Origin of the sequence: Bradyrhizobium sp. Mp27, from assembly GCF_029953005.1 — a bacterium.
Lineage (GTDB): Bacteria > Pseudomonadota > Alphaproteobacteria > Rhizobiales > Xanthobacteraceae > Bradyrhizobium > Bradyrhizobium barranii.
The window spans coordinates 122,891-149,059 of sequence record NZ_JASAUS010000003.1; the positions used below are offsets into that span (position 1 = coordinate 122,891).

Consider the following 26,169-nt stretch of genomic DNA (forward strand, 5'->3'; position numbering starts at 1 on the left):
TAGACTCCACCACTGAGGGGTTGAGTGTGCCAGTGCTGAACCGTGCCGAACTCACGCGGACCGGGGTGATCTTCGTTGCGTTTCTGCTCGCGGTCTGCGCGACGAGCGCTGCTGCGCGCGAATTCCGCGCCGCCGACACCCAGCCCGAGGATTACCCGACCGTCCAGGCGCTACGCTACATGGGCGCGCTGATTGCCGAGCGAACGGGCGGCCGGCACGAGATCAAGGTGTTCCACTCCCGTCAGCTCGGCGAAGAGAAGGAGACCATCGAGCAGACCAGGGTCGGCGCGATCGACCTCAACCGGACCAATGTGGCGCTGATCGGCAACTTCGTTCCGGCGATGAACGTGCTCGCCATGCCGTTCCTGTTCCGGTCCATCGAGCACATGCAGAAGGTGCTGGACGGGCCGATCGGCAGCGAGATCCTCGGCAGTTTCGAGCCGTACGGCTTCGTCGGGCTCGCCTTCTACGATTCCGGCGCGCGGTCGATCTACAACGGCGTCCGTCCGGTCAGGAGTGTCGCCGACCTCGGGGGATTGCGGATCCGGGTGCAGCAGTCGGAGTTGATGAGCGAGATGATTCGCTCGCTCGGCGCCGAACCGGTCGAGATGCCCTATGGGCAGGTGCTCACAGGGCTTGCCAACCATCTGATCGACGGCGCCGAAAACAACTGGCCATCTTTCGTGACGACAGACCATTACAAACATGCCGGCCACCTCGCGCTCACCGAGCACACGATGAGCCCGGAAGTGCTGGTGATCTCGCTGAAGGCCTGGAAGAGCCTGTCGGCGGACGACCAGCAGCTATTCCGCGAGGCCGCGGCTCGCTCCAGCCGGTTCATGCGCGAGAAGTGGCGCGACCTCGAGGAGCAGTCGCAGCACAAGGCTGAAGCCGCCGGCATCACCGTCGCCAGGGATATCGACCGCAAGCCGTTCGAGGACGCGATGGCTGCGATCTATGCCAAGGCGGGGCGCGATCCCGCCGCGGCCGCGCTGATCGAACGCATTCGCAAGGTGGAGTGAGCCGCTTGGCTGCACCCGGACACAGCGAGCACGCAGACAGGGCGCCCGGCCCGCTCGGGCGGCTGCGCGCACGCCTGGTCGGGATGCTCCGCGCGGTGCCGATCCGCTGGCGTATCCTGTCGATCGCGGCGCTGAACTCGGCCGTGGTCGTGGTGCTGGTGGGGCTGATCTGGAACGGCACGCAGGTGCTGGGCTCGGCCTGGGGCGACGTCCGTCAGGTCCGCGAGTCCGACCGCATCCTGGCGCTGCTCGAGAGCGAGACCGGGCGCCTGCACAATCTGATCCACCGCTACATCAACCAGCCGAGCCCGGACCTGTTCGCCGAGATCCTGCTGCTGCGCGAGGCGGTGCTGGGCACGCTGACCGACCGTGCCGCCAAGGACCCGATGCTGTCAGGCTCAGTCGAGGAGCTGGAGCGCACCACCGACCGCTTCCTCAACGGCTTCGGCGAGCTGCGCAGCGTGCAGGCGACGATCGCCAAGACCTATGAGGAGCAGGTGCAGGGCCCGGCCAGGGACATGGCCGGTCTCTATTCCATCATCGAAGGCGCCACCGGGCATCGCGACGCCCTGATCTGGCCCTCGCTCGGCAAGTCCCGCGAGGCCTTCACCGCGATGCTGGTCGCAGCCAACTCCTACTATCTGTCGCTCTCGCCCGGTGCCGCCGACGATGCGCGCCGCAACACCGAGACGATCGAGAAGACCATTCCGGTCATGATCGATCTCGCCGACAACGACCTGCAGCGCATGGCGCTGCAACGGCTCGGGACCCGCACCATGGCGCTGCGCGAGGGTTTCGCAAAGCTCTCCGAGCAGCTGACGAGCCGCACCGAATTGCTGCGCAACACCATCGACGCCAGCCAGGCCGAGGCGATCGGCGCCATCGACGACCTCTCCACCAAGATGCGCCAGCGCGAGCAGAAGGCGCAGGAGACGTTTGATCGTACCCTGGCCGATATCTCGCGGCGGGTGCTGTCGATCGCGGTGATCTTCCTCGGCATCATCCTCACCGCCGGCGTGCTGATCGCGCTGTCGATCCGCCTGCCGCTGCAGCAGATCATGACCGCGATGCGCGCGATCACGCTCGGCGACCTCGACCGCGAGGTGCAGGGCACCAAGGCACGCGACGAGGTCGGCGCCATGGCGCGCGCGGTCGAGGTGTTCCGCGAGAACGCGATCGCGAAGCGCGAGACCGAGGACGAGCTGCGCGCGTCCAAGGAGAAGGCCGAGAGCGCGCTGCTCGAGCTCAACACCGCGCAGCAGAATTTGATCGACGCCGAACGGCTGGCCGCACTCGGCGGCCTCGTCGCCGGCGTCGCGCACGAGGTCAACAACCCGATCGGCATCAGCCTGACCGTCGCTTCCAGCTTCGCCCGGCGCACCGAGATCTTCGAGGCCCAGCTCAAGGGCGACGGCGGCCTGCGCCGTTCGCAGCTGGAGGAGTTCGTGCAGTCCTCGCGCGACGCCTCGCAGCAGCTCGTCGCCAACCTCACCCGCGCCGGCGAGCTGATCCAGTCGTTCAAGCAGGTCGCGGTCGACCGCTCGCATGCCGAGCGGCGGCAGTTCTCACTCAGCGAAGCTACCGACCAGATCATCGCCAGCCTGCGTCCGGTCCTGAAGCGCTCGCCGATCACGCTCCAGGCCGACGTACCCGAGGGGCTCCTGCTCGACGGCTATCCCGGCTCCTACGGCCAGATCCTGACCAACCTCTTCCTCAATGCCGCCAACCACGCCTTTGCCGACGGCCGCGCCGGCACGATCACGATCTCGGCCCGGCCGCGCGGGACCGACGACATCGAGATCATCTTCGCCGATGACGGGGCCGGCATGACGCCTGACGTGCAGCGCCAGGCCTTTGACCCATTCTTTACCACCCGGCGCAATGAAGGTGGTACGGGACTCGGCTTGCATATCGTCTATAACCTTGTCACCCAGCAGCTCGGCGGGCGCATGATGCTGGAATCCAAGCTGGGACAAGGCACTACTTTTCGCATTATCATGCCCCGGGTCGCCAAGGGCGGCGCGCAAAGCACAGAGACTGACGGGACTTCTCAATGGCCGAACAGGACGATGTCCTCCACCTGATCGACGATACCGGTACCGCACCGGAGGACCAGAACGCACGGAAGTGGAAGATCGCCGTCATCGACGACGATCCCGCCGTGCACGACGGCACCCGCTTCGCGCTGTCCGACTACAGCCTCAACGGCCAGGGACTGGAGATCCTCTCCGCCCATTCCGCGGCGGAAGGTCGCAAGCTGATGGCCGCGCATGGCGACATCGCCGCCGTGCTGCTCGACGTCATCATGGAGACCGATGTCGCCGGCCTCGAGCTGGTCGAGTTCATCCGCAACGAGCTCAAGAACGAGACCGTGCGCATCATCCTGCGCACGGGACAGCCCGGCCAGGCGCCGGAGCGGCGCGTGATCGTCCAGTACGACATCAACGACTACAAGGCCAAGACCGAACTCACCGCCGACAAGCTGTTCACCTCGCTGACCGCGGCGCTGCGCTCCTATCAGCAGCTCGAGCGCATGGTGCAGACGCGGCGCGGGCTCGAGATCATCATCGACGCCGCCTCGACGCTGTACGACTTCAAGTCGATGCAGCGGCTCGCCGAGGGCGTGCTGACCCAGCTCGCCTCGCTGCTCAACGTCGATTGCGCCGGCATACTGGTGCTGCGCGACAATGGCGGCGTGGACCCCGAGCTCTCCGTGCTCGCCGGCAGCGGATGCTACAGCCGCTTCATCGGCACGACCTCGTCGAAGGCGCTCGACCCCGATCTGCGGACGATGGTGGAAGCCGCGTTCCAGGGCCGCAAGAACGAATTCGCCGACCACCGCAGCGTGATCTATCTGCGGACCGGCTCCGGCCGCGAGGTGGTGGTGCTGCTGCAGGCCGAGCGCGAGCTGTCCGAGACCGACCGCTCGCTGGTCGAGATCTTCTCCAGCCGGCTCTCGATCGCCTTCGACAACGTCATCCTCTACCAGCAGCTCCAGGACGCCAACACGCAGCTCGAGGACCGCGTCGCCCAGCGCACCCGCGCGCTGATGCAGGCCAACCGCCGCCTCTCGGCACAGTGGCTGCGGCTGCAGCGCGCCAACGGCTTCAAGAACGAGATTTTGGGCACCGTCGCCCACGACCTCAAGAACCCGCTCGGCGTCATCCTCGGCCGCACCGAGATGCTGAAGGAGCTGATCTCGACCGGCGCCTCGTCCGACGGCGTGGTCGCCCAGGTCGATCACATCCGCGATGCGACGAAGCGCCTGACCACGATGGTCGATCATCTGATCTCGGACGCGATGGCCGATGCCTTCGACATCACCATCCGCCGCGAGCCGGTCGACGTCGCGGCCCTGGTGAAAGAAGTGGCCGACGCCAACCAGCCGCTCGCCGTCAACAAGCAGCAGGCGATCACCGTCACGGCGCCGCCCAACATCGTCACCATGTGCGACACCGACCGCATCCGCGAGGCGATCGACAATCTGATCAGCAACGCCATCAAATACTCACCGATCGGCGGCAAGATCATCGTCGCCGTCACCCATGAGGCCAGCGATACCGTCGTCCGCGTCAGCGACGAGGGCGCCGGCCTGTCGCCGGAGGATCTCGGCCGCCTGTTCGGCCGGTTCCAGCGGCTGTCGGCCAAACCGACCGCGGGCGAGAGCTCGACGGGGCTTGGGCTTTCCATCGTCAAGCGTATTATCGACATGCATGGCGGCGAGGTGACGGCCGAGAGCGACGGTCCCGGCAAGGGATCGACCTTCACCATCACCCTGCCCGCGACCGAGTTGCCGTGATTCGAGTACCGAGATCTGAGTGATATGACCCAAAGCCAGCACATCATGATCGTCGACGACGAGGCCCCGGCCCGGGAGATGGTCGGTGATTACCTCAAGATGCACGGCTTCACCGTGACGCTGTGCGACGGCGGCAAGAGCTTGCGCACCGCGATCGACGGCAGCATGCCGGACCTCGTCGTGCTCGACCTCAACATGCCCGAGGAAGACGGCCTCTCGATCATCCGCGACCTCAAGAGCCGCATCAACGTGCCCGTGATCATGCTGACGGCGACCGCGAGCCCGATCGATCGCGTCGTCGGCCTCGAGCTCGGCGCCGACGATTACGTGGCAAAGCCCTGCGAGCTGCGCGAGCTGATGGCGCGCATCCGCTCGGTGTTGCGGCGGAGCACGCCGGTGAAGGCGGCCGAGACCGCGCCCGCCAAATCGGACAAGGATCAATTGGTGCGCTTCGGCACCAAATGGCTCGACCTCGAAGCACAGGCCTTGCGCGACGACGAAGGCAACGAGCATCCGCTCACCGCGTCCGAGTTCGGGCTGCTCAAGGTGTTCGCGGCCAATCCGAAGCGCGTGCTGTCGCGCGAACGCCTGCTCGAACTGGCCAATGCGCGCGACGCCGAAGCCTTCGACCGCGCCGTGGATCTGCGCATCATGCGCATCCGCCGCAAGATCGAGCCCGACCCGACCAAGCCGGCCGTGATCCGCACCATCCGCGGCGGCGGCTATCTGTTCTCGCCCGCGGGCGAGAAGGCGTAGGGCGCGCGGCACCTACCGCTGTCGTCCTGGGGCGCGCGCAGCGCGAGCCCGGGACCCATAACCACAGGGAGACGTTGTGACGCGAACCCGGTAACTCCGAGTCTTCGTCAAACTGCATCCTGTGGTTATGGGTCCCGGGTTCGCTTCGCGCCCCGGGACGACGGCGGTGGGTTTGCCGCCACCGAACGCAAAGCCCGGAATTTCGTTCCCGGCTGCCCCGCGCGCTCCCCAATCCACCACCCCCGTATTTTCCGTACATTGAAATTCCACGGCTTTTCGCCCCGAATGTTTCGTCGCGACCTGTCCGACGAAACAATTTGGCGGCGCACGAAACCATTTTTCGCTTTTGGTGCAGACGTCCCGAAACGTTCGCTGATTAACACTTTGGTCCAAGGAAACGCCGCTCGGTTGCGGCGCTACGGGGAGCAAGTCAATGCCGAACGTCATCGCCATCAACGCCCAAGCCAGCCAGAGCATCATTGCCGCTCAGGCGACCTCGGACGACATGCTCCTGGAGAGCATTGCGGACGGCAACCGGACGTCCATGCACATCCTCTATTGCCGGCACAATGTGCGGGTCTATCGCTTTATCCTGCGCATCGTGCGTGACGCGACCACGGCGGAAGACCTGGTCAGCCAGGTGTTCCTGGACGTGTGGCGCACCGCAGGCCAATTCCAGGGCCGCTCGCAGGTCTCGACCTGGCTGCTCTCGATCGCCCGCTTCAAGGCGCTCACCGCGATGCGCCAGCGCCGCTTCGAGGACATCGACCAGGACGACGTGCGCCAGATTCCTGACGATGCCGAGACGCCGGAGACCTCGCTCGACCGCAACGACACCAGCGCCATCCTGCGCGCGTGCGTGCAAAAGCTGTCGCCCGCGCATCGCGAGATCATCAACCTCGTCTACTACCATGAGAAGTCGGTGGAGGAGGTCGGCCAGATCATCGGCATCCCGCAGAGCACGGTGAAGACCCGGATGTTCTATGCCCGCAAGCAACTCGCCGATTTGCTTAAGGGCGCCGGCGTCGATCGTTTCGCCGCTTAAGTCCAAGAATTTCAATGGGATAGGACCGCACTTTCGGCCCTGTCCACGGACACGGAAGTGTTACCGCCGACGAAATAATTGAAACAAAGCACAACATCACGCGGAAAAACTTCCCCCCTATAAAGCTCGCATACGGTTTCGTTAAACCTCCCAAGACTTCCAGCGACCCGGACGGGATGCCCCCCTCCGGGTCGTTTTGTGTTTGGGGCGATAAAGCCGCGGCAGGCTCGGTGCACCTCTCTCGCCTGAGTGAGGCGGCCACTGCCCTCTCGCTCCCTCCCCCCTTGCGGGGGAGGGAGCGCACCGTCGCCGCGGCCGGCAGGACTGCCTCGCAATTCCGCCCGGTACGCCCCACACCAGGCAGCCGCCCCTCACGAAGGCGTGACGCCACCTAACAACGCGCGCAGCCATCCCGAACTGCCCTCGTGACCTCCCTCACGAGTGCCCGATGCTCGAACTTGTCTTCGCCGTCCTTGCCGGCATCCTGACCATCGCCGCGCCCTGCACGCTGCCGATGCTGCCGATCCTGCTCGGCGCCTCGATCGGGCGGGTGGGGCATTTGCGGCCCGCGATGATCGCGCTCGGCTTCGTCGTCTCGTTCTCGGCGACCGCGCTGCTGTTGGGTGCGATCACGCGGCTGTTCGATTTCGATCCGAACGTGCTGCGCGAGGCCGCGTCGATCCTGCTGCTCGGCTTCGGCCTGTTGATGCTGTGGCCGGCGCCGTTCGAATGGCTCTCGATCCGGCTCAATGGCTGGCTCGATCTCGGCAATGCCGGTGCCGTGCAGCGCGAGGGCGCGCTTGGCGGCCTCGTGCTCGGCACCACGCTCGGCCTGGTCTGGACGCCCTGCGCCGGTCCCGTGCTCGGCTCGATCCTGACGCTGGTCGCGACATCGAAGAACGCCAGCTGGGCCGGCGTGCTGTTGATTGCCTATGCCATCGGCGCAGCAATTCCGATGCTCGCGATCGCCTATGGGGGACAGGCCGCGACCACGCGGGTACGCAGCCTCGCGCGGATCTCGCCGCGGCTGCAGCAGGGCTTTGGAGTCGTCGTGATCGCCTTCGCGGTCGCGGCCTATTTCCAATACGACACGCTGATCGTGGCGTGGCTCACCGGATTCTATCCCACCGGCCAGATCGACCTGTGATCATCGCTCATCTTCACCGGAGGACGCTTCCATGACTTTCAAACTGCTCGCCGTCTCCGCCGCACTGATCGGCATGGCCGTGACAGGCGCCGTCATCCCCGGCATCTGCGACGAGGCCGCGCGCGCCACCCCTGTCGTCACCGCCGCCGCAAGCCAGCAGACCGCGCCCGATTTCACCGGCATCAACACCTGGTTCAACTCGAAACCGCTGAGCATCGCCGACCTCCGCGGCAAGGTCGTGCTGGTCGACTTCTGGACCTATGGCTGCGTCAACTGCGTCAACACGCTGCCGCACGTCACCGACCTCTACGCCAAGTACAAGGACAAGGGCCTCGTCGTGGTCGGCGTGCACACGCCGGAATTCCCGTTCGAGCGCTCCGCCACCAATGTGCAGGCCGCACTGAAGCGCCACGGCATCACCTATCCCGTGGCGCAGGACAATGATTCCAAGACCTGGAACGCCTACAGCAACCGGTATTGGCCGGCGCAATACATCATCGACCAGACCGGCAAGATCGTGTTCCAGCACGAGGGCGAAGGCAGCTACGACGAGATCGACCGCACCGTGGCAAAGCTGCTGAACGCCAGCAGCTGATCCCACACGGGCATCGGGCGACTGGTTTCAGGTCTCGCCGTTGTTGCTTGACTCCACGGACCCGTCCGTGGAGTTTCCCGAGCGACGGAATCAGCGCCCGCAATGGACGACGCGACCACCAGCACCGACATTCGGCTTCGCGAAGGCGCCTCGATCGCGCAGCGACTGGTCATGTCCGGCTTTGCGGCCGCCGTGGCGCTGTGCTTCACGCCGGGCCTGTTCACGCACGACACGTTGGAAGTGATCGTCTCGGTGGCCGCGCTGCTCGTGGGAGCAGCGTTCGTCGTCGGCATCATGCTGGCGCCGGCGGTGGTGTGGATCATCACGCCGAGCGAGATCCTGATCGGGCAACAGCGTCCGTTCGGAAAGCTCCGGACCAGGATCGTCGCGAAGGACGACATCAGGGGATTACAGGTTCCCGGCAGCAAGCGGGCGAAAGCCCGTTTCCAGCTGGCCTTCACGCTGGCCTCGGGGGAGCGCCTGACGTCGCCGCCGATCTCGGATGTCACGCATGTACGCGACACCGTGGCGCGGATCGCCGCGCAGTTCGATGTCCCCGACGTCGAGTCACCCATCAATCCGCTCGATGCCAGCAATCCCGAGATGCGTCTCGGCGAGCCGCTCGAGGCGTTTTCCGCCCGGGACATAAGGATAGTCGCGCTGATCGCCGTCGCCCTGTCCGCCGTTCCCTACGCCTACAAGCTCTGGCGTGGATGGCCGCCCAGCCATGTCGACATCCTGCTGCTGCCGCTCGGCGCGATCGCCGCATTCGCGGTTTACCGATACGCCAATCTCGTGACCGGCGCGTTCTGGATCATCCGCGAGAGCGATATCCGCGTCGAACGCCTGTGGGGCGACGGCACGCCGCGCGCCGACCATATCGAGGGGCACGACGTGAAGACGATCACCGTCGACCGCCGCGGCCGATCCGAGGACGAGCACTGCATCGTCACGATCCGGTTGCGCTCGGGGCGACGCTTTCGCAGCCCACGCATCGGGTCGCGGATCGAGGCCCGCGCGGTGGGGACCGAAATCGTCCGGCGGCTCAGGATCGCGCCGGAGAATAACAAGATCTGACAGCCCGCGGCCCGGCGAGGATGGCGCCGGCACTGCTTTTCGCGCCATCCCCTGTTTGTGGCATTGCCCGGCCTCGTCAAAAAACCAAAGCATTCTCGTGACATACCAGCCGGGCGCGCCATGAACTTGCCACGAAGCTGCCCCTGAGTTCAGATGGTCCGAATGATTTACGCTGTGGCAGCGGGGAGAGCTTGAAATGACGGATTATCGTCGCCTGACCGGGGCGTTCATCGCGGCGCTGGGCCTGGTCCTGACCACCTCATACGCCTCCGCGCAGCAGCCCGACCGCGGCGACGAGCCGGGGCTGGTCGCCGACGACGCTTACCAGCTCGAGCCGGAATGGCAGAAGCAGGTGGTCTACTTCCGCACCACCGAGACGCCGGGCACCATCATCATCTCGACCGCTGAGCGCCACCTCTACCTGGTGCAGCCGGGCGGGCGCGCGATCCGTTACGGCATCGGCGTCGGCCGCGACGGCTTCCAGTGGCAGGGGCTGGTGAACATCACCAACAAGAAAGAGTGGCCGGACTGGACGCCGCCGCCGGAGATGATCCAGCGACAGCCCTATCTGCCGCGCTTCATGGCCGGCGGCCCCGGCAATCCGCTCGGTGCCCGCGCCATGTATCTCGGCACCACCGTCTACCGCATCCACGGCACCAACCGTCCTGATACGATCGGCACCAAGGTATCCTCGGGCTGCTTCCGTCTCGTCAACCATGACGTCGCCGATCTCTACGATCGCGTCCCGGTCGGTACCAAGGTGGTCATCCGGCAGAAGCCCGAGCTCTGATCTTCCTCGCCTTAGCGAATAGTCCTTTTCCCGATTTTTTCGAGAGAGCAACATGATGCGCACTTTTCGAGGCGGCCTGCTGATCGGGCTCGCGATTGCCGTGCTGGTCGGCGCCCTGGCGGTGATCTACGAGTTCTACGATACCCGCACCCTGAAGCGCACCGTTCGCCGCGGCGAGGTGCTGTGCGGCGTCAACAAGGGCCTGCCGGGCTTCTCGATCCCCGATGACAAGGGCAACTGGACCGGATTCGACGTCGATTTCTGCCGCGCGGTGGCAGCCGCCATCTTCAACGATCCCGGCAAGGCCAAGTTCGTTCCGCTCGACGCCAGCGAGCGCTTCAAGGAATTGCAGAGCCGCAAGGTGGACATCCTCTCGCGCAACTCGACCTGGAGCATGGCGCGCGAGCTCGACTATGACCTCTATTTCCCGGCGGTGGCCTATTACGACGGCGCCGGCTTCATGCTGCCGCGTTCACGCAACAAGGAGACTTCGCTGGACCTGACCGGCAGCAAGGTCTGCGTGCAGGCTGGCACGACAACGCTGCTCAACGTCGCCGACTACTTCCGTGCCAACAACATGAAGTATGAAGAGGTGAAGTTCGACAAGCTGGATGACGTGGTGAAGGCCTACGACTCCGGCAAGTGCGACACGCTGAGCGCCGACGTCTCGCAGCTCTACGCGCTGCGGCTTAATCTCTCCAAGCCCGGCGACAACATGATCCTGCCGGACATGATCTCCAAGGAGCCGCTCGCGCCCGTGGTGCGCCAGCGCGACGACGACTGGATGATGATCGTGAAGTGGACGCTCTACGCGATGATCAACGCCGAGGAGCTCGGCGTGAGCTCGGAGAACATCGACGAGGCGCTGAAGTCGAAGAAGCCGGAAGTGATGCGCCTGGTCGGCACCGAGGGCAATTACGGCGAGCAGCTCGGCCTCACCAAGGACTGGGTCGTCCGCATCATCCGCAACGTCGGCAATTACGGCGAGATGTACGAGCGCAACATCGGCGAGAAGTCCAAGCTGAAGATCCCGCGCGGCATGAACCAGCTGTGGAATGCCGGCGGCGTGCAGTACGCACCGCCGATGCGGTAGTAGACTTCGGTTGCAGCCACGCTCTCAATCGTCATGCCCGGGCTTGTTCCGCCTGCGCGGCCGAAGCCGCTTCGGCGAGGCGAAGGCCCGGGCATCTACGTTTTTGAGGCACCGTAAGAACGTGGATGGCCGGGACAAGCCCGGCCATGACGGAGCTTGGGGCAGGCACTCTCCACACTCTCAACTGTCATCGCCCGGCTTGACCGGGCGATCCAGTATTCCGAGACGTCAATCGTATCCGGAGAAGCCGCGGCGTACTGGGTCGCCCGGTCAAGCCGGGCGACGGCACCGCGTGTGAGGTGCGCCCCTCGCGCCTCTCCTCAACTCAGATCAATACCCGCGCGCCCTTGCCAGCTGCTCGGTGTGGTAATTCGCGTCGCCGAACAACTCCTCGCACACGCGTGCGCGCTTCATGAAGAAGCCGATGTCGAACTGGTCGGTCATGCCCATGCCGCCATGCATCTGCACGCCTTCCTGCACCGCGCGGGTGGCGGTGGTGCCGGCGCGGGCCTTGGCCACGGCGACGCTTGATGCGGCCTTGGCGACGTCGGCATCGAGTGCCTGCAGCGCCTTCATCGTGGCGGCGCGGGTGATCTCGATGTCGACATAGAGCTCGGCGGCACGGTGCTGCAGCGCCTGGAATTCGCCGATCAGCTTGCCGAACTGCTTTCTGTTCTTGAGGTACTCGACGGTGCGGTTGAAGACCTCTTCGCTCAAGCCCACCATCTCGGCGGCGACCGCGCCGCGGCCGATGTCGAGCACGCCGTCGAGCAGCGCTGCGCCCTGATCGACCTCGCCGAGCACGCTATCGGCGTTGACCTCGACATTGGCAAGCTCGATCCGTGCCGCGTTGTGCGCATCGACCATGATGGTGCGCTCGATCGCAACGCCCTTGGCCTTGGGATTGACCAGGAACAGCGTCAGCCCTTCACGCTCGCCGGCGGCGCCCGCGGTGCGCGCCGCGACGATGAAGAGGTCCGCGACGTGGCCGTCGACGACCAGCGCCTTGGCGCCGGAGAGCTTGAAGCCGTTGCCGGCGCGCACCGCCTGCAGGCTGGTCTGAAGCGGGCGATGCTTGGCGCCTTCGTCGATCGCGAGCGTCGCGAGCAGCGAGCCGTTGGAAATTTTCGGCAAGAATTCCGACTTCTGCGCGGCATTGCCGCCGCGATTCAGCGCCGAGGCCGCCACCACGCTGGTGGCGAGGAACGGCGACGGCATCAAGGTGCGGCCGATCTCTTCCATCACGACACCGGCCTCCATGAAGCCGAGGCCGCTGCCGCCGAACTCTTCCGGCACCAGGAGGCCGGCAAAGCCCATCTCGGCGAAGGAATGCCAGAGCTCCTTGGAGAAGCCGGTGGGATCCTTGGCGTCGCGCAGGGATCGCAGGTGCGACACCGGCGCCTTGTCGCTGATCAGCCCGCGCGCTGAGTCGCGGAGCATGGATTGTTCTTCGGTGAGGACGAGGGCCATGGTGATGTTTCCGATTCGAAAATCTATTTTGTCTTCGTCATTCCGGGATGCGCCGTAGGCGCAGGCCCGGAATCCATACTCCCGACTGGTGGTTATGGATTCCGGGCTCGCGCTTCCGCCTTCGCTCTTCGAGCTTCGGCGGACAAGTCGCGCGCCCCGGAATGACGGGTGGTGAGAGCGTGCCTCACGCCCCCGGCAAATCCAGGATGCGCTTGGCGACGATGCCGAGCATCACCTCCGTCGTGCCGCCCTCGATCGAGTTGGCCTTGGTGCGCAGCCAGGCGCGCGGGCGGGCGCCCTGCCTGGAGCGCTCGCTCTCCCATTCCAGCGCGTTGACGCCGCCGGCCGACATCAGGATCTCGTGGCGGCGCTTGTTGAGCTCGGTGCCGTAGTACTTCATCGCGGACGAGAACGCCGGATGCGCCTGGCCGGCCTTGGCGAGATCGACCGCGCGTTCGGCGCAAGCGGCGAGCGCGGCCTCATCGACGTCGAAGCTCGCGATCCGGCCGCGCAGCATGGAATCGTCGAGCTTGCCTTGTGCATCGGTGCCGACGGAATCCGCCGCGATCTGGCCGAGCGGCCGGCCGACGCCGCGCTCGCCCATGCCTGATATCATCGCGCGCTCATGCTGGAGCAGATATTTTGCGACGTCCCAACCGCGATTGACGGTGCCGACCACGTGCGACTTCGGCACGCGGACACCGTCGAAGAAGGTTTCGCAGAACGGCGAATAGCCTGAGATCAGCAGGATCGGCTTGGTCGTCACGCCCTTCGAGGCCATGTCGAACAGGATGAAGCTGATGCCGTCGTGCTTCTTCGCCGTGGGATCGGTGCGGACGAGGCAGAAGATCCAGTCGGCATAGTTGGCATAGGACGTCCAGATCTTCGAGCCCGTGATGACGAAATCATCGCCGTCGCTCTCGGCGCGGGTCTGGAGCGAGGCGAGATCGGAGCCGGCGTTCGGCTCGGAATAGCCCTGGCACCAGCGGATCAGGCCCGCCGCGATGTCAGGCAGGTGCTCCTTCTTCTGCGCCTCGTTGCCGTATTTGAGCAGCGCCGGCCCCAGCATCCAGATGCCGAAGCTCGACAGCGGCGGACGCGCGCCCATCCTGGCCATCTCGGCGCGCAGCACCTTGTGCTCAGCAGCGCTCAGGCCACCGCCGCCATATTCCCTAGGCCAGTCAGGTACGGTCCAGCCCTTGTCGCGCATGCGCTCGAACCAGAGGCGCTGCGGCTCGGACGCGAATTTCGTATTGCGTCCGCCCCAGAACACGTCGTTATCCGAGGTCACGGGCTTGCGCATCTCCGGCGGGCAGTTGGCTTCCAGCCAGGCGCGCGTCTCGCTGCGGAATTTCTCAAGATCGGCGGGCTCAGATTCACTCATGGTCGTTTCCATCAATCAAAAAGACTTGTTGGGCGCGACTCTGAGCCATCGCACCGTGGAATTCAACCACTTCCGTGGCGCTGCATTCGGCTATAGTCGCCGCCACGGCGAGCTTGAAAACAAAGAGGAAATAACAATGCGCCTGAAACTCCTTTCGCCTGGCGAAATGAACGAGAGCCAGCGGCAGACCTATGACGAGTCGATTGCCGGCAAGCGCGGCAAGCCGCCGGCGCCGATGATGGCCTGGCTCAACAGCCCCGACATGGCCCGTCACGCCACGCGGCTCGGCGAAGTGCTGCGCTACGACACGATATTCCCCGCCAAGCTTTCGGAGATCGCAATCCTGGTGACGGCGCGGCACTGGACTGCGCATTACGAATGGTATGCGCATAAGCGCCTGGCGCTCCAGGGCGGCATGGACCCTGAGATCATCGACGCGATCCGCGACCGCCGCACGCCTGCCTTCAACGATCCCAAGGGCCAGATGATCTACGACGTCGCGAAGTCGCTGCATGAAGGCCATGGCGTCGAGAAGGGTCTCTACGATGCGGCCGTCGCGTTGCTCGGCGAGCGCGGCGTCGTCGAGGTGATCGGGCTGTGCGGCTATTACACAATGGTATCCATGACGCTGAACACGTTCGAGTTCGAGCTGCCGGAGGGCGAGGTGCCGGAGCTCTCATAGTTTCGTATCCGGAAACGATGGGTTTCGGGATAGGCAGGTAGTACTGTCCCGGAGCCGGCCTTATCTGGAGTTGGTCAACGGAGCAGCACCATGTCGCAAAGCCCAGCCGTCCATGCCGGCACAAGGATCGGCCACGTTCATCTCAAGGTCGCCGATCTCGATCGTGCGCTCGGCTTTTACTGTGGCGTGCTTGGTTTCGAGCTGATGCAGCGCATGGGCTCGGGCGCAGCGTTCATCTCGGCCGGCGGCTATCATCACCACATCGGGCTCAACACCTGGGAGAGCAAGGGCGGCTCGCCGCCGCCGCCGGGCACGACAGGCCTCTTCCACACCGCGATCCTCTATCCGACGCGGCCGGCGCTGGCGGATGCGCTGCATCGTGTGCTCACGGCCGGCATTGCGCTCGACGGCGCCAGCGATCACGGCGTCAGCGAGGCGTTGTATCTGCGCGATCCCGACGAGAACGGCGTGGAGCTGTATTGGGACAAGCCGAAAGAGCAATGGCCGCTCGGGCCGGACGGCAAGCTTGCGATGTTCACGAAGCGGCTCGATGTCGAGGGGTTGCTGAAGCAGCGGGAGGGGTGATGCCGTAGTCTCGTAGGGTGGGCAAAGCGTAGCGTGCCCACCACCTCTCGCGAGGCACGTTGAGAGGTCGATGGTGGGCACGGCGCTTCGCGCCTTTGCCCACCCTACTAGAGCTTCGCTTTTGGCTTCCCCCGCACCATGATCAGCGCCGCGGCCGCCACCTCCAGCGCGATACACAGATAGAACGGTAGCGTATAGCCGCCCGAGAAATCGCGCAGAAATCCGACGACGCCCGGGCCGAACGCGTAGGTCACCTGGTTGATCGCCGTATTCAGGCTGATCAGCACGCCGAACGAGGCGGAGTCGAATTCCTGCTGCACGATCAGCGACGGCAGCGTGATGAGATTGCCGACCGAGAAGCCGAACACCGCGCAGGCCGCGATCAGCACATAGTCGTTGTGCAAATTGATGACGACGCAAAGCGCCGCGGCCTGGCTGAGGAACGACAGTGCCGCGGCAAGCCGCTGGTTGAGGCGGTCGATCACCATCGAGAACAGCACGCGGCCGATCACCGCCATCGCGGTCAGCACCGCGACCGCCACCGCTGCGCGCTCGCGGCCGATCACGGGATCGAGGAACGAGATCAGGTGCACGATGAAGCCGACCTGCGCGAACAGCACCAGCGCGAACGCAATCGTCACCGTGAGAAAGCCGATGTCGCGCAACGCCCATGCGCGGATCTCGGTCGACGATTGCGGCCTGGCCTTCGCCGTCGCGTGCCAGCCGTGAAGATCGGGCGGCCGGCCGACGAGAAGGAGGATCACCGGCAGCAGCAACACCAGCATCGCGCCGGCGGCGGCGTACATCGCGCTGGCAAAGCCGACATGGCCGATCAGGGTCACCAGCAGCGGCACGCCGACGATGCCGCCAAAGCTGGCGCCGTTCAGCGCCAAGCTGATCGCCATGCCGCGCTTCTGGTCGAACCACAGGCTGATCGTGTTGGTGATCATGGCGAGACTGGTGCCGGCCCAGCCGAAGGCGAGCACGGCGTCGGCGAGATAGAGCTGCCAGGGTTCGCGCACCGCGCCGATCGCGACCGCAGCCGCCGCCATCGCCAGCGTGCCGGCGATCAGGCAGAGGCGCGGGCCGTATTTCCGGACGGCTTCGCCGACGAAGACGACCAGCAGCGCACCGAACAGATAGAAGAACGTCGTGCCCGAGGAGATCAGCGAGGCCGGCCAGCCCCGCGCGCGCTGGAGCTCGGCGACATAGACGCTCTGGCCGTAGAAACCGAGCCCCCAGCCGAACGTCGCGAGCAGGAAGCAGACCGCAACGATGCGCCAGCCTTCGTAGCGGAACGCGGATTCGTCGATCCTGGGCTGTTGAGGGTTATCGAGCATTGCCGCCTACTCCGTCATGCCCGGGCGTGTCCCGGGCATCCACGTTCTTCGATCCGCGCCCAAGACGTGGATGGCCGGGTCAAGCCCGGCCATGACGACATCTAGATAATCCTCACCCAAAAATCACTTCGACCTGGATCGAACTATCAACGCTGCCGCCAGCCTCCCGCCAATTCAGATCGCATCCGGGAATTCGCCCATCGCCGCGTCCAACCGCGCCTTGCGGCGGCGGGCCCAGGACGCCAGCGAGAGCACGGCGAGGCCGAGCACCACCGGCGGGAATACCACCATGTTCACCGCGGACCAGCCGTAATTCGCCAGCAACTGGCCGGAGGAGAACGAGCCGATCGCCATCATGCCGAACACCAGGAAATCGTTGAAGGCCTGCACCTTGTTGCGCTCCTGCGGACGGTGCGTCTCCAGCACCAGCGCGGAGGCGCCGATGAAGGAGAAATTCCAGCCGACACCGAGCACGATCAGCGTGGCCCAGAAATGCATCGCGGTGAGGCCTGAAAGACCGATACCCGCGGCCACGGCCTCCAGCAGCAGGCCGGCGGCGACGATCTTGGGCGCGCCGAAGCGCGCGATGAGCGCGCCGGTGAAGAAGCTCGGCCCGTACATGGCGACGATGTGCCATTGAATGCCGAAATTGGAATCACTGACACTGAGGCCGCACATCTTCATGGCGAGCGGCGCCGAGGTCATCACCAGGTTCATCATGGGATAGGAGATGACGCCGCACAGCGCGGCCGCGATGAAGCGCGGCTGGGTCACGATGTCGAGCAGCGGCCGGCCGCCGTGCAGATCTGCAGGTGCGGGCTTGGGCATGTCGACGCCGGCGACGATGCCCATCGCGACCAGCGCGACCGCCGCCTGCACCAGGAAGCTGAAGGCGAACAGATAGGGCGACCAGACGTCCATGGTCCATTGCACGAGCTGCGGGCCGAGCACGCCGGCGAACACGCCGCCGGCCATCACCCAGGACACCGCCTTGGGCCGGTAGGCCGCGCTCGCGCCGTCGGCGGCGGCGAAGCGATAGGATTGCGCCACCGCGCCGTAGAGGCCGCCGAGGAAGGTCGCGACGCAGAACAGCGCGAACGAAGCATGCAAAATCGCGAACGAGCCGCACAGGCCGGTGAGCGTGCCCAGACCCGTGCCGACGATAAAGGCCGCGCGGCGGCCGAAGCGGCGCGAGATCGCACCGGTCGGCAGCGTGCCGGCGGCGAGCCCCAACACATACATCGAGATCGGCACGGTCGCGAACGACATGTCGGGTGCGAGCGTCGCGCCGACGATCGAGCCGGTGGCGAAGATCACGGCCGAGTTGGCGCCGGTCAGCGCTTGCGCCGCCGCAAGGCGCACCACATTGGCACGCACGCGGGCGTCGGCAGCGATTTCGTGGGCTGTAGTCACGTCTAACATCGGCATTTCCGCCCGCGGATCTTTAAAGAGGACTTGTTGACTCCCGGCACTATGGAGGGGTGCGGGAGGGCGGGCAACCGGCGCAAACGGGCGCAGGCCATGCCTCTGACGCAATCGGGCGGATGATACCGGCCCGCGCACTTGACGGCTTGCGCTCGATCAAATCCTATCCGCCGCGACCTCTGGGAGTATCGTTCATGACCGTCGACGACCGGCCCACGCTCAGCGCTCCCGACGACGATCCCTGGCTCTGGCTGGAGGAGATCGAAGGCAAGCAGGCGCTCGATTTCGTCGCGCGGCAGAATCAACTGACGCTCGCCGCGTTCGGGGGCGCGGCCTTCGAGCGCGACCGCGATGTCCTCGCGGCGATCTACGATCGTCCCGACAACATCCCCTATGTCAGCCGGCGCGGCAGCGACCTCCACAATCTCTGGAAGGATGCCGCCAACCCGCGCGGCCTGTGGCGGCGAACCACGCTGGCGGAATTTCGCAAACCGCATCCGGCGTGGGAGATCATGCTGGACATCGACCAGCTCGCGGCGAGCGAAGGCGAGGACTGGCTGCTGAGCGGGATCGCCACGATGCCGGGACGCTCGCGGGCTATTTTGAGCCTGTCGCGCGGCGGCAGCGACGCCGTCACCCTGCGGGAATTCGACCTCGACACGAAGAGCTTCGTCGCGGACGGGTTTACGCTGCCGGAGGCCAAGGGCGGCGTGGACTGGATCGATGCCGATACGCTGCTGCTGTCGAGCGCCCATGGCGAGGACATGGCGACGACTTCCGGATATTCGCGGACCGTTCGCGTGTGGCGGCGCGGCCAGCCCGTCGATCAGGCGCAAATGATCCTCGAGACCACCGCCGATCACATGGCGATGTCAGGCATGGCCGACGACACCGGACCGGCACCGCGGGTCTGGATCGTCGACCAGATCGACTTCTTCAATCATGCGATCTGGCTGCGCGATGCGACCGGCACGACGACGAAGCTCGATCTGCCGACCGGCATCTGGATGCAGGCGCATGGCGACTGGTTCGCGGTGAAGTTGCGCAAGGACTGGCAGGTCGAGGGGCGGACCTATGCCACCGACACCGTGCTCGGCATCTCGCTCACCGCGTTCCTCGCAGGCCACCGCGATTTCGCGGTCCTGTTCGAGCCGGTGCCGCGGCGCGCCCTGCAAGGCCTGTTCTGGGCGGGCGGCAAGCTGGTGCTGTCGATCCTCGACGAACTCAGGCCGCGCTTCGAGATCTGCACGCCATCAGCCACGGGCTGGAGCCGCGAGACGCTTCCCGGTCTCCCCGAGATCGGCGTCGTCGATATCTGGCCGCTCGATCGTCATCCGTCCGAGAGCAATGGCGACCTGCTCGCCAATGTGCAGGATCCGCTCACGCCGCCGTCGCTGCTGTTGCTGGAGCGCGGCGTCGCAAGCCCGACCGTGCTGAAGCAGGCGCCGAAGACGTTCACCGCCGACGGTCTCGTGGTTACACAGCACGAGGCGATCTCGATCGACGGCGAGCGCATTCCCTATGTGCAGACGGGTCCCACCGGCGAGACCGGCGATGCGCCGGTCTATATGAGCGCCTATGGCGGCTTCGCCCATGCGGTGAAGCCGTACTACAACCCCTCGCTCGGCAAGCTGTGGCTCGAGCGCGGCGGCACCATCGTGCAGGCGAATTTGCGCGGCGGCGGCGAGTTCGGCACCCGCTGGCACGATGCCGGGCGGCTCGCGGGCAAGAAGCTCTCGCACGACGATTTCGCGGCCGTTGCCGCCGATCTCGTGCGACGCGGCGTGACGAAGCCAAAACGGATCGCGGCGCAAGGCGGGTCGAACGGCGGCATCCTCATCACCAACATGCTGGTGCGCTACCCCGAGCGCTTCGGCGCGCTGTTCTGCACCATCCCGCTGATCGACATGCGCCGCTACACCAAACTGCTCGCGGGCGCGAGCTGGATCGCGGAATATGGCGACCCTGATAAGCCCGAAGAGTGGGAGTGGCTGCAGACCTACTCGGCCTATCACAACGTGAAGGCCGGCCAGTCCTATCCGCCGATCCTGATCGCCACGACACGCCGCGACGACCGCGTTCATCCCGGTCACGCGCGCAAGATGGCCGCAAAGCTGCAGGCGATGGGCTACGAGGCCTGGTTCTACGAGCCGGAAGCCGGCGGCCACGGCTACGGTAAGGACAACAAGGAACGCGCGGGGTTCGAGGTGATCGGCTTCCGGTTCTTGAAGGACAGGATCGGGTGGAAGGATGAAGGCTAGCGTTCGGGCGCTGACGCTTCCGCATCGTCATGGCCGGGCTTGACCCGGCCATCCACGCCTTACCCCACCGCACGAAGAACGTGGATGCCCGGGACAAGCCCGGGCATGACGAACTCCTAGCGCGAAAACACCAGCGTCAGATTGTTCGCCGGCATCTCGATCGTGTCGACGAGGCGAAGGCTGGCTCCGCGTGCCAGCGTCTCGACGTCGCTGATATCGCGCACGCCCCATTCGGGATTGCCTTCGCGCAAGGAGGTGTCGAACACGGCATTGCTGAGCGCGGTGTGCTTGCCGTCGCGCTTGAAGGGGCCGTAGAGGAACAGCTTGCCATCGGCCCGCAAGTAACGGCCGGCGCCGGCGAACAGGCCCTCGGCCACGCTCCATGGTGCGATGTGGATGACGTTGGCGCAGAACAATGCGGCCAGACTCGTCGGGCCCTGCCCGCTTCGCATCTCCGGGCACCAGTCGGGGTCGGTGAGATCGATCCGCAGCGGCGAGCGGATGTTTTGCAGGCCCGAATGGACGCGCCAGGCCTCGATGCTCTTGAGGTGGCGCTGGTTGAGGTCGCTCGGCCACCAAATCAGGCCGGGCGTGTGCTGCGCGAAATGGACCACGTGCTGGCCGGTTCCGCTGCCGAGCTCGACGACGTCGCCGGTCAGGCCTGCGAGATGCTTTTCCAGCGCCGCCCAGAGCGGCTCGTGATTGCGATGAAATGCCGGTGCATCGAGCCGCCCATCCGACTCGACCCGTCCGCCGTCCCTGCCAAATTCGACGACATATTCAGCCAATTGAGGTCCCCTTGAAAAAACGAGAACGGGAAAAAAACACGATGGGCGCCCAAACGCCCCGAAAACAACCGGCCACAGCGCTCCTGGCCCGAATCCGCCGGACAAATAAGCTCTTTAGTTGCAATGCGGAAGATATTAACTCCATTTTGCCGTGCGCATAGTCTTGATTGTCAGCCGATGCCCTTTGTGCTTTGGAACACTATATTTCCGCGAACGAGATCATCGACATAACGCCTCGGAATGACGCCTTGACCGCCTTTCCACGGACGCCCGTCCTTTACGTCCTGCTGGCGATCGCCGCCGGCCTTGCCGCAGGCCCCGCGCGGGCGCAATCCGCCGTGGCCGACGGCCAGAAGCTCGCCTTCGACCGCGGCAAGGGCAATTGCCTGACCTGCCACGTCATCAAGGGCGGCGACCTGCCGGGAACGATCGGGCCGGAGCTGAAGGACATCAAATCAAAATACCCTGATCGCAACGAGCTGGTCGCGATCATCTTCGACGAGACCAAGCGCAATCCGCAGACCATGATGCCGCCGTTCGGCCGGAACCGGATTTTGACCGAGCAGGAGATCAGCGCGATCGTTGATTTCCTCCAGACCCTGTGACCGCCGGCACGCCAAGAGAATGTCCAGGAGATTTGAGATGACCATCACCACCGGCCCTCATCCGACGCGGCGTCTGATCCTTCAGGGCGCAGCCGGCGTCGCGCTGCTCGGCCTCGGCAATTTGCCGTTCGCGCCCGCGCGTTCAGCGGCCAACGACAAATATCCGGAAGAAGCATTCAAGCAGAAGAGCGAGGCGGACGCGATCAAGGCGCTCTACGGCAAGACCGCCGAGCCGTCCGACAAGGTCAAGCTCGACGCGCCCGAGATCGCCGAGAATGGCGGCGTGGTGCCGATCTCGGTGACGACGACGCTCGACAAGGTCACCTCGATCTCGTTCTTCGTGGCCGAGAATCCGAGCGCGCTCGCGGCGAGCTACAAGATTCCCGATGGCACGATCCCTGCTGTCGCCAACCGCCTGAAGATGGCCAAGACCACCAACGTGACCGCGATCGTGGAAGCCGACGGCAAGCTCTACAGCGCGACCAAGGAAGTCAAAGTCACAGTCGGCGGCTGCGGCGGGTAGGAGAATCCAGATGGCATCCAGCATTCGCGTCCGCGCCACGGCCAACGGCGACATCACCGAGGTGCAGGTGCTGATCCAGCACCCCATGGACACTGGCCTGGTCAAGGACGCCAAGGGCGAGGTGATTCCGGCGCACTTCATCCAGCGACTGAAGTTCGAATGTAACGGCAAGGACGTCTTCGTCGCCGATTGGGGCACCGCGGTCTCCAAGGACCCCTACGTCAAGTTCAGCTTCAAGGGCGCCAAGAAGGGCGACGACCTCAAGGTCTCCTGGACCGACAACAAGGGCGGGTCGGACACGACCACCGCGAAGATTTCGTAATGAATGTCCGCCTCTCTCTCCTGCTTGGTTCGTTGAGCGCCGCGCTGGTCGCGTTCGCCCTCACCTCTCCGCGCGTGATCGCGGCCGACAAGGTCGATCCCGTTGCCGATGCGAAAGCGTTCCAGAACTTCTTCTTCCAGAAGTTTCCGACCGTGAAGCACGAGGATTTCGTCAACGGTCCTTATTCGATGAACGAGGACATGAAGCGGCAATGGCAGGAGAAGGAGGAATTCCCGCCCTACGAGTTCGCGCTCGATGCCGGCAAGGAGATGTTCGCGACCCCGTTCAAGAACGGCAAGACCTATGCCGACTGCTTCCCGAACGGCGGCATCGGCATCCGCCAGAACTATCCTTACTTCGACACTGGGGAAGGCAAGGTCGTCACGCTGGAGCTCGCGCTCAACCGCTGCCGCGAGGCCAATGGCGAGGCGCCCTATTCCTACGTCAAGGACGAGATGGCTTCGCTCACCGCCTACATGGCGTTCACCTCGCGCGGCAAGCCGATGGATATCAAGATCCCCGATGATCCCCGCGCGCTCGCCGCGTACGAGAACGGCAAGCGCTACTTCTACACGCGCCGCGGCCAGATGAATTTCTCCTGCGCGAGCTGCCATGTGCAGAGCCCCGGCGAGCGCATCCGCGCCGAGATCCTGGCACCGGCGCTCGGCATTCTGAACGCGATGCCGATCTACCGCTCCGAATGGAGCGGCATGGGCACCACCAGCCGCCGCTTCGTCACCTGCAACAGCCAGACCCGCGCGGTTCCGCTGGAGCCGCAGGCCGATGAATATCGCGACGTCGAATATTTCCTGTCCTACGTCGCCAACGGCCTGCCGATTTCAGGGCCGGGAGCGCGGCCATGAAGCTGTCACTTCCTCTCGCCATGTTGCTCGCATTGAGCCTCGCGCCAGCAGCGCGCGCGGCAAACGAGGCGGACTACAAGGCGGCCTATGCCGCTGCGGAGGCCGCCTCCAAGGAGGCAGCCGGCATGCGCAACCAGTGGACCGTGACTGTATCTGCGCTGGCGGCAGCCAAGAAGGCGGCCGACGGCGGCGATTTCGACCGCGCGGTTGCCGCTTCGAAGGAGGCCGAGGCGCTGGCGAAGGCCTCGATCTTCCAGGCGACGTCAGAAAAAGAGGCGTGGAAGGCGATGGAAATCCGCTAGACTAAAAATCTCGTGGAACCGTCGAATTGCCGTTGAGAGCGCGGAGAATTTCTGGATGGCCATCCGCCGCCGCGATTTCCTGAAGAGCACCGCTGCTGTCGCCACATCGCTCAGCCTGCCGCGGCTCGCGCGCGGCGCCGAGACCGCGAGCATTTACGACCTCGAACGGTTCGGCAATGCGCGCATCCTGCACACCACCGACACGCATGCGCAGCTCAACCCGGTCTATGTCCGCGAGCCCAGCGTCAATATCGGCATCGGGGAGATGGCAGGACGGCCGCCGCATCTGGTTGGCCGCGCTTTCCTCGAATGGTTCGGGATCCGCTCCGACAGCGCCGATGCCTATGCTTTCAGCTGCTTCGAGTTCGAGAAGTCCGCGGGCCGCTTCGGCAAGCTCGGCGGCTTCGCCCATCTGAAGACACTGATCGATCGCTTGCGCGGCGATGCCGGCGAAAAGCACTCCGTGCTCATCGACGGCGGTGACCTCTGGCAGGGCACCGGGCTTGCCAACGTCATGCAGGGCCGCGACATGGTCGAGGTCGCCAATCTGCTCGGCATCGAGGCGATGACCGGGCATTGGGAATTCACCTATGGCGAGCAGGCGCTGCGCGACAATCTCGAGCGCTTCAAGGGCGAATTTCTGGCGCAGAACGTCTTCCTGACCGAGGAAGCCGCGTTCAACGACGCCCCCGCCTTCGACAAGGCGAGCGGGCGCGTGTTCAAGCCTTCGATGATCAAGGAGCTCGGCGGCCATCGCGTTGCGATCATCGGCCAGGCCTTCCCCTATGTGCCGATCGCGCATCCCAGGCGGTTCACGCCGGACTGGACTTTTGGCATCCGCGAGGAGGAGTTGCAGAAGCATGTCGATGCCTTGCGCGGCACCGAGAAGGTCGATGCGGTCGTCCTGCTGTCGCACAACGGCATGGACGTCGATCTCAAGCTCGCGAGCCGCGTCACCGGCATCGACGTCATCCTCGGCGGCCATACCCATGATGCGATCCCGCAGCCCATCGCGGTGAAGAACGCCAGCGGCACGACGCTCGTCACCAATGCCGGCTCCAATGGAAAATTTCTGGGCGTCCTCGATCTCGCGCTCGACAAGGGCAAGGTCGGCGATGTCAGGTACCATCTGCTGCCGGTCTATTCCGAGCTGCTGAAGCCCGACCCTGGCATGGCCGAGCTGATCGGCCGGGTGCGCGCGCCGCATGTGACCGACTGGTCGGAGAAGATCGCAACGCCCGACCGCCTGCTGTATCGCCGCGATAATTTCGCCGGCCCCGTCGACGAGCTGATCTGCACCGCGCTGCGCAGCGAGCTCGACGCCGAGATCGCGCTGTCGCCGGGCTTCCGCTGGGGCGTCACCGCACTGTCCGGCCAGCCACTGACCATGGAGGATGTGCTCGCGGAAACCGCGATCACCTATCCCGAGACCTATGTGCAGGAGATGACCGGCGCCCAGATCAAGGAGGTGCTGGAAGACATCTGCGACAACCTCTTCAACCCCGATCCCTATTACCAGCAGGGCGGCGACATGGTGCGCGCCGGCGGGCTCAGCTACACCTGCACGCCGACGGCTGCGGTCGGCAGCCGCATCTCCGAGCTGAAGCTCAATGGCGGCAAGGCGCTCAGCGCGAGCCACCGCTACAAGGTCGCGGGCTGGGCCTCGGTCAACGGCCAGCAGGGCGCGCCGGTGTGGGATGTCGTCGCCAAATATCTGCGTTCGGGCCGGATGTTTCAGGAGCGGCTCGGCTCCGGCGTGACGCTGAAGGGCGTCGAGGGCAATCCAGGCATTGCGGGACAGGGATGATGCGGTGGCAAATCTGTCGCGCGATGCTGCTGGCGGCGCTCGCCTTCGCCGCCACGCCATGGGCCTCGGCGCAGCAGGTACCGCTCCAGGACAAGCCGTTCGCCGAGCACAAGATCGTGCTTCAACTCTCCGACGGCGATGCGAGGAAGCACGCGCTGGTGCTGAGCGTCGCCAACAATCTCCTGAAGGCCTACGATCCGGACAAGGTCGCGATCGAGGTGGTGGCGTTCGGTCCCGGCATTGATCTCCTGTCCACTGGCAGCGAGCGCCGCAAGCAGGTCGAAAGCCTGATCGCACAGGGCGTGCGCTTCGATATCTGCCTCAACACGGTCGACACGATCGAGCGGGAGAGCGGAAAACGGCCGGAGTACATTCCGGCGGCGACGCCGGTGCAGGTGGGCGTCGGGCAGATCCTGTTCCTGGCGGAGAATGGGTACACGGTGGTGCGGCCGTAGGGAGGCAAGGGCGCGTCACACCAGGTGTCATTC

At 65.1% G+C, this 26,169-nt stretch carries 25 protein-coding genes; 20 read left to right on the forward strand and 5 right to left on the reverse strand.

Features of this window, described 5'->3' with window-relative positions; all coding sequences use genetic code 11:
• Positions 1 to 26: 26 nt before the first annotated feature.
• The 10 genes from QJT78_RS03540 (at position 27) to QJT78_RS03585 (ending at position 11,324) form a co-directional block, all read left to right on the forward strand.
• The gene (locus QJT78_RS03540; protein ID WP_038942184.1) at positions 27 to 1,022 is read left to right on the forward strand and encodes a TRAP transporter substrate-binding protein; all 996 of its coding nucleotides are present in this window, start codon (positions 27 to 29) and stop codon (positions 1,020 to 1,022) included.
• An 83-nt stretch (positions 1,023 to 1,105) separates the two neighbouring features.
• Complete coding sequence (locus QJT78_RS03545) at positions 1,106 to 3,106, forward strand: ATP-binding protein (protein ID WP_223154137.1); 2,001 nt, start codon at positions 1,106 to 1,108, stop codon at positions 3,104 to 3,106.
• Entirely contained in the window at positions 3,076 to 4,821 is a 1,746-nt protein-coding gene (locus QJT78_RS03550; protein WP_028151985.1) for a DUF3369 domain-containing protein, read from the forward strand. Before QJT78_RS03545 ends, QJT78_RS03550 begins: the two co-directional genes overlap by 31 nt.
• Positions 4,822 to 4,845: 24 nt before the next feature.
• On the forward strand, positions 4,846 to 5,577 hold the full coding sequence (locus QJT78_RS03555; protein WP_028151984.1) for a response regulator: 732 nt from the start codon (positions 4,846 to 4,848) through the stop codon (positions 5,575 to 5,577).
• Between the two features lie 433 nt (positions 5,578 to 6,010).
• Entirely contained in the window at positions 6,011 to 6,622 is a 612-nt protein-coding gene (locus tag QJT78_RS03560; protein WP_028151983.1) for a sigma-70 family RNA polymerase sigma factor, read from the forward strand.
• 448 nt (positions 6,623 to 7,070) lie between these two features.
• On the forward strand, positions 7,071 to 7,769 hold the full coding sequence (locus tag QJT78_RS03565) for a cytochrome c biogenesis CcdA family protein (RefSeq protein WP_028151982.1): 699 nt from the start codon (positions 7,071 to 7,073) through the stop codon (positions 7,767 to 7,769).
• Between the two features lie 31 nt (positions 7,770 to 7,800).
• Positions 7,801 to 8,364, forward strand: a complete 564-nt coding sequence (locus QJT78_RS03570; RefSeq protein ID WP_028151981.1) for a thioredoxin family protein — start codon at positions 7,801 to 7,803, stop codon at positions 8,362 to 8,364.
• Positions 8,365 to 8,466: 102 nt separating this feature from the next.
• Complete coding sequence (locus QJT78_RS03575) at positions 8,467 to 9,441, forward strand: hypothetical protein (RefSeq protein WP_028151980.1); 975 nt, start codon at positions 8,467 to 8,469, stop codon at positions 9,439 to 9,441.
• 196 nt (positions 9,442 to 9,637) lie between these two features.
• Positions 9,638 to 10,231 (forward strand): L,D-transpeptidase, encoded by a 594-nt coding sequence (locus QJT78_RS03580; protein ID WP_028151979.1) that lies wholly within the window; start codon positions 9,638 to 9,640, stop codon positions 10,229 to 10,231.
• A gap of 55 nt (positions 10,232 to 10,286) precedes the next feature.
• On the forward strand, positions 10,287 to 11,324 hold the full coding sequence (locus QJT78_RS03585) for an amino acid ABC transporter substrate-binding protein (RefSeq protein ID WP_028151978.1): 1,038 nt from the start codon (positions 10,287 to 10,289) through the stop codon (positions 11,322 to 11,324).
• Between the two features lie 330 nt (positions 11,325 to 11,654).
• Here the strand turns inward: QJT78_RS03585 and QJT78_RS03590 are convergent, their stop codons facing one another.
• Together QJT78_RS03590 and QJT78_RS03595 are read right to left on the reverse strand one after the other, a co-directional pair.
• Positions 11,655 to 12,794, reverse strand: a complete 1,140-nt coding sequence (locus QJT78_RS03590) for an acyl-CoA dehydrogenase family protein (RefSeq protein WP_028151977.1) — start codon at positions 12,792 to 12,794, stop codon at positions 11,655 to 11,657.
• Positions 12,795 to 12,978: 184 nt separating this feature from the next.
• Positions 12,979 to 14,178, reverse strand: a complete 1,200-nt coding sequence (locus QJT78_RS03595; RefSeq protein WP_028151976.1) for an acyl-CoA dehydrogenase family protein — start codon at positions 14,176 to 14,178, stop codon at positions 12,979 to 12,981.
• A 136-nt stretch (positions 14,179 to 14,314) separates the two neighbouring features.
• Here QJT78_RS03595 and QJT78_RS03600 point away from each other — a divergent pair, with 136 nt between their 5' ends.
• Positions 14,315 to 14,860, forward strand: coding sequence for a carboxymuconolactone decarboxylase family protein (locus tag QJT78_RS03600; protein ID WP_028151975.1), 546 nt, complete (start codon positions 14,315 to 14,317; stop codon positions 14,858 to 14,860).
• 90 nt (positions 14,861 to 14,950) lie between these two features.
• Positions 14,951 to 15,445, forward strand: a complete 495-nt coding sequence (locus QJT78_RS03605) for a VOC family protein (RefSeq protein WP_028151974.1) — start codon at positions 14,951 to 14,953, stop codon at positions 15,443 to 15,445.
• Positions 15,446 to 15,552: 107 nt separating this feature from the next.
• On the opposite strand, the gene QJT78_RS03610 is transcribed toward QJT78_RS03605, so the two are convergent.
• Positions 15,553 to 16,785, reverse strand: a complete 1,233-nt coding sequence (locus tag QJT78_RS03610; RefSeq protein ID WP_028151973.1) for an MFS transporter — start codon at positions 16,783 to 16,785, stop codon at positions 15,553 to 15,555.
• Between the two features lie 174 nt (positions 16,786 to 16,959).
• A complete protein-coding gene (locus tag QJT78_RS03615) occupies positions 16,960 to 18,207 on the reverse strand; it encodes an MFS transporter (RefSeq protein ID WP_038942180.1) in 1,248 nt (415 codons plus the stop codon).
• Between the two features lie 197 nt (positions 18,208 to 18,404).
• Between QJT78_RS03615 and QJT78_RS03620 the strand changes: the two genes are divergently transcribed.
• Positions 18,405 to 20,471, forward strand: coding sequence for a prolyl oligopeptidase family serine peptidase (locus QJT78_RS03620; RefSeq protein ID WP_028151971.1), 2,067 nt, complete (start codon positions 18,405 to 18,407; stop codon positions 20,469 to 20,471).
• Between the two features lie 116 nt (positions 20,472 to 20,587).
• Here the strand turns inward: QJT78_RS03620 and QJT78_RS03625 are convergent, their stop codons facing one another.
• On the reverse strand, positions 20,588 to 21,259 hold the full coding sequence (locus tag QJT78_RS03625; RefSeq protein WP_028151970.1) for a DUF938 domain-containing protein: 672 nt from the start codon (positions 21,257 to 21,259) through the stop codon (positions 20,588 to 20,590).
• Between the two features lie 248 nt (positions 21,260 to 21,507).
• Here QJT78_RS03625 and soxX point away from each other — a divergent pair, with 248 nt between their 5' ends.
• Genes soxX through QJT78_RS03660 form a run of 7 tightly spaced genes read left to right on the forward strand, consistent with a single transcriptional unit; the run spans position 21,508 to position 26,136 of the window.
• Entirely contained in the window at positions 21,508 to 21,864 is a 357-nt protein-coding gene (soxX, locus tag QJT78_RS03630) for a sulfur oxidation c-type cytochrome SoxX (protein WP_028151969.1), read from the forward strand.
• A 37-nt stretch (positions 21,865 to 21,901) separates the two neighbouring features.
• Positions 21,902 to 22,387: a thiosulfate oxidation carrier protein SoxY gene (soxY, locus tag QJT78_RS03635; RefSeq protein ID WP_028151968.1), complete on the forward strand. Its 486-nt coding sequence runs from the start codon at positions 21,902 to 21,904 to the stop codon at positions 22,385 to 22,387.
• A gap of 10 nt (positions 22,388 to 22,397) precedes the next feature.
• Positions 22,398 to 22,709 (forward strand): thiosulfate oxidation carrier complex protein SoxZ, encoded by a 312-nt coding sequence (gene soxZ, locus QJT78_RS03640; protein ID WP_028151967.1) that lies wholly within the window; start codon positions 22,398 to 22,400, stop codon positions 22,707 to 22,709.
• Positions 22,709 to 23,572, forward strand: a complete 864-nt coding sequence (gene soxA / locus QJT78_RS03645; protein ID WP_028151966.1) for a sulfur oxidation c-type cytochrome SoxA — start codon at positions 22,709 to 22,711, stop codon at positions 23,570 to 23,572. The genes soxZ and soxA overlap by 1 nt, the downstream gene beginning before the upstream one ends.
• Positions 23,569 to 23,874, forward strand: coding sequence for a hypothetical protein (locus tag QJT78_RS03650; RefSeq protein ID WP_028151965.1), 306 nt, complete (start codon positions 23,569 to 23,571; stop codon positions 23,872 to 23,874). Before soxA ends, QJT78_RS03650 begins: the two co-directional genes overlap by 4 nt.
• A 55-nt stretch (positions 23,875 to 23,929) precedes the next feature.
• Complete coding sequence (gene soxB, locus QJT78_RS03655; protein WP_028151964.1) at positions 23,930 to 25,681, forward strand: thiosulfohydrolase SoxB; 1,752 nt, start codon at positions 23,930 to 23,932, stop codon at positions 25,679 to 25,681.
• Positions 25,678 to 26,136: a hypothetical protein gene (locus QJT78_RS03660; protein ID WP_028151963.1), complete on the forward strand. Its 459-nt coding sequence runs from the start codon at positions 25,678 to 25,680 to the stop codon at positions 26,134 to 26,136. Before soxB ends, QJT78_RS03660 begins: the two co-directional genes overlap by 4 nt.
• The last annotated feature ends 33 nt before the right edge of the window (positions 26,137 to 26,169 follow it).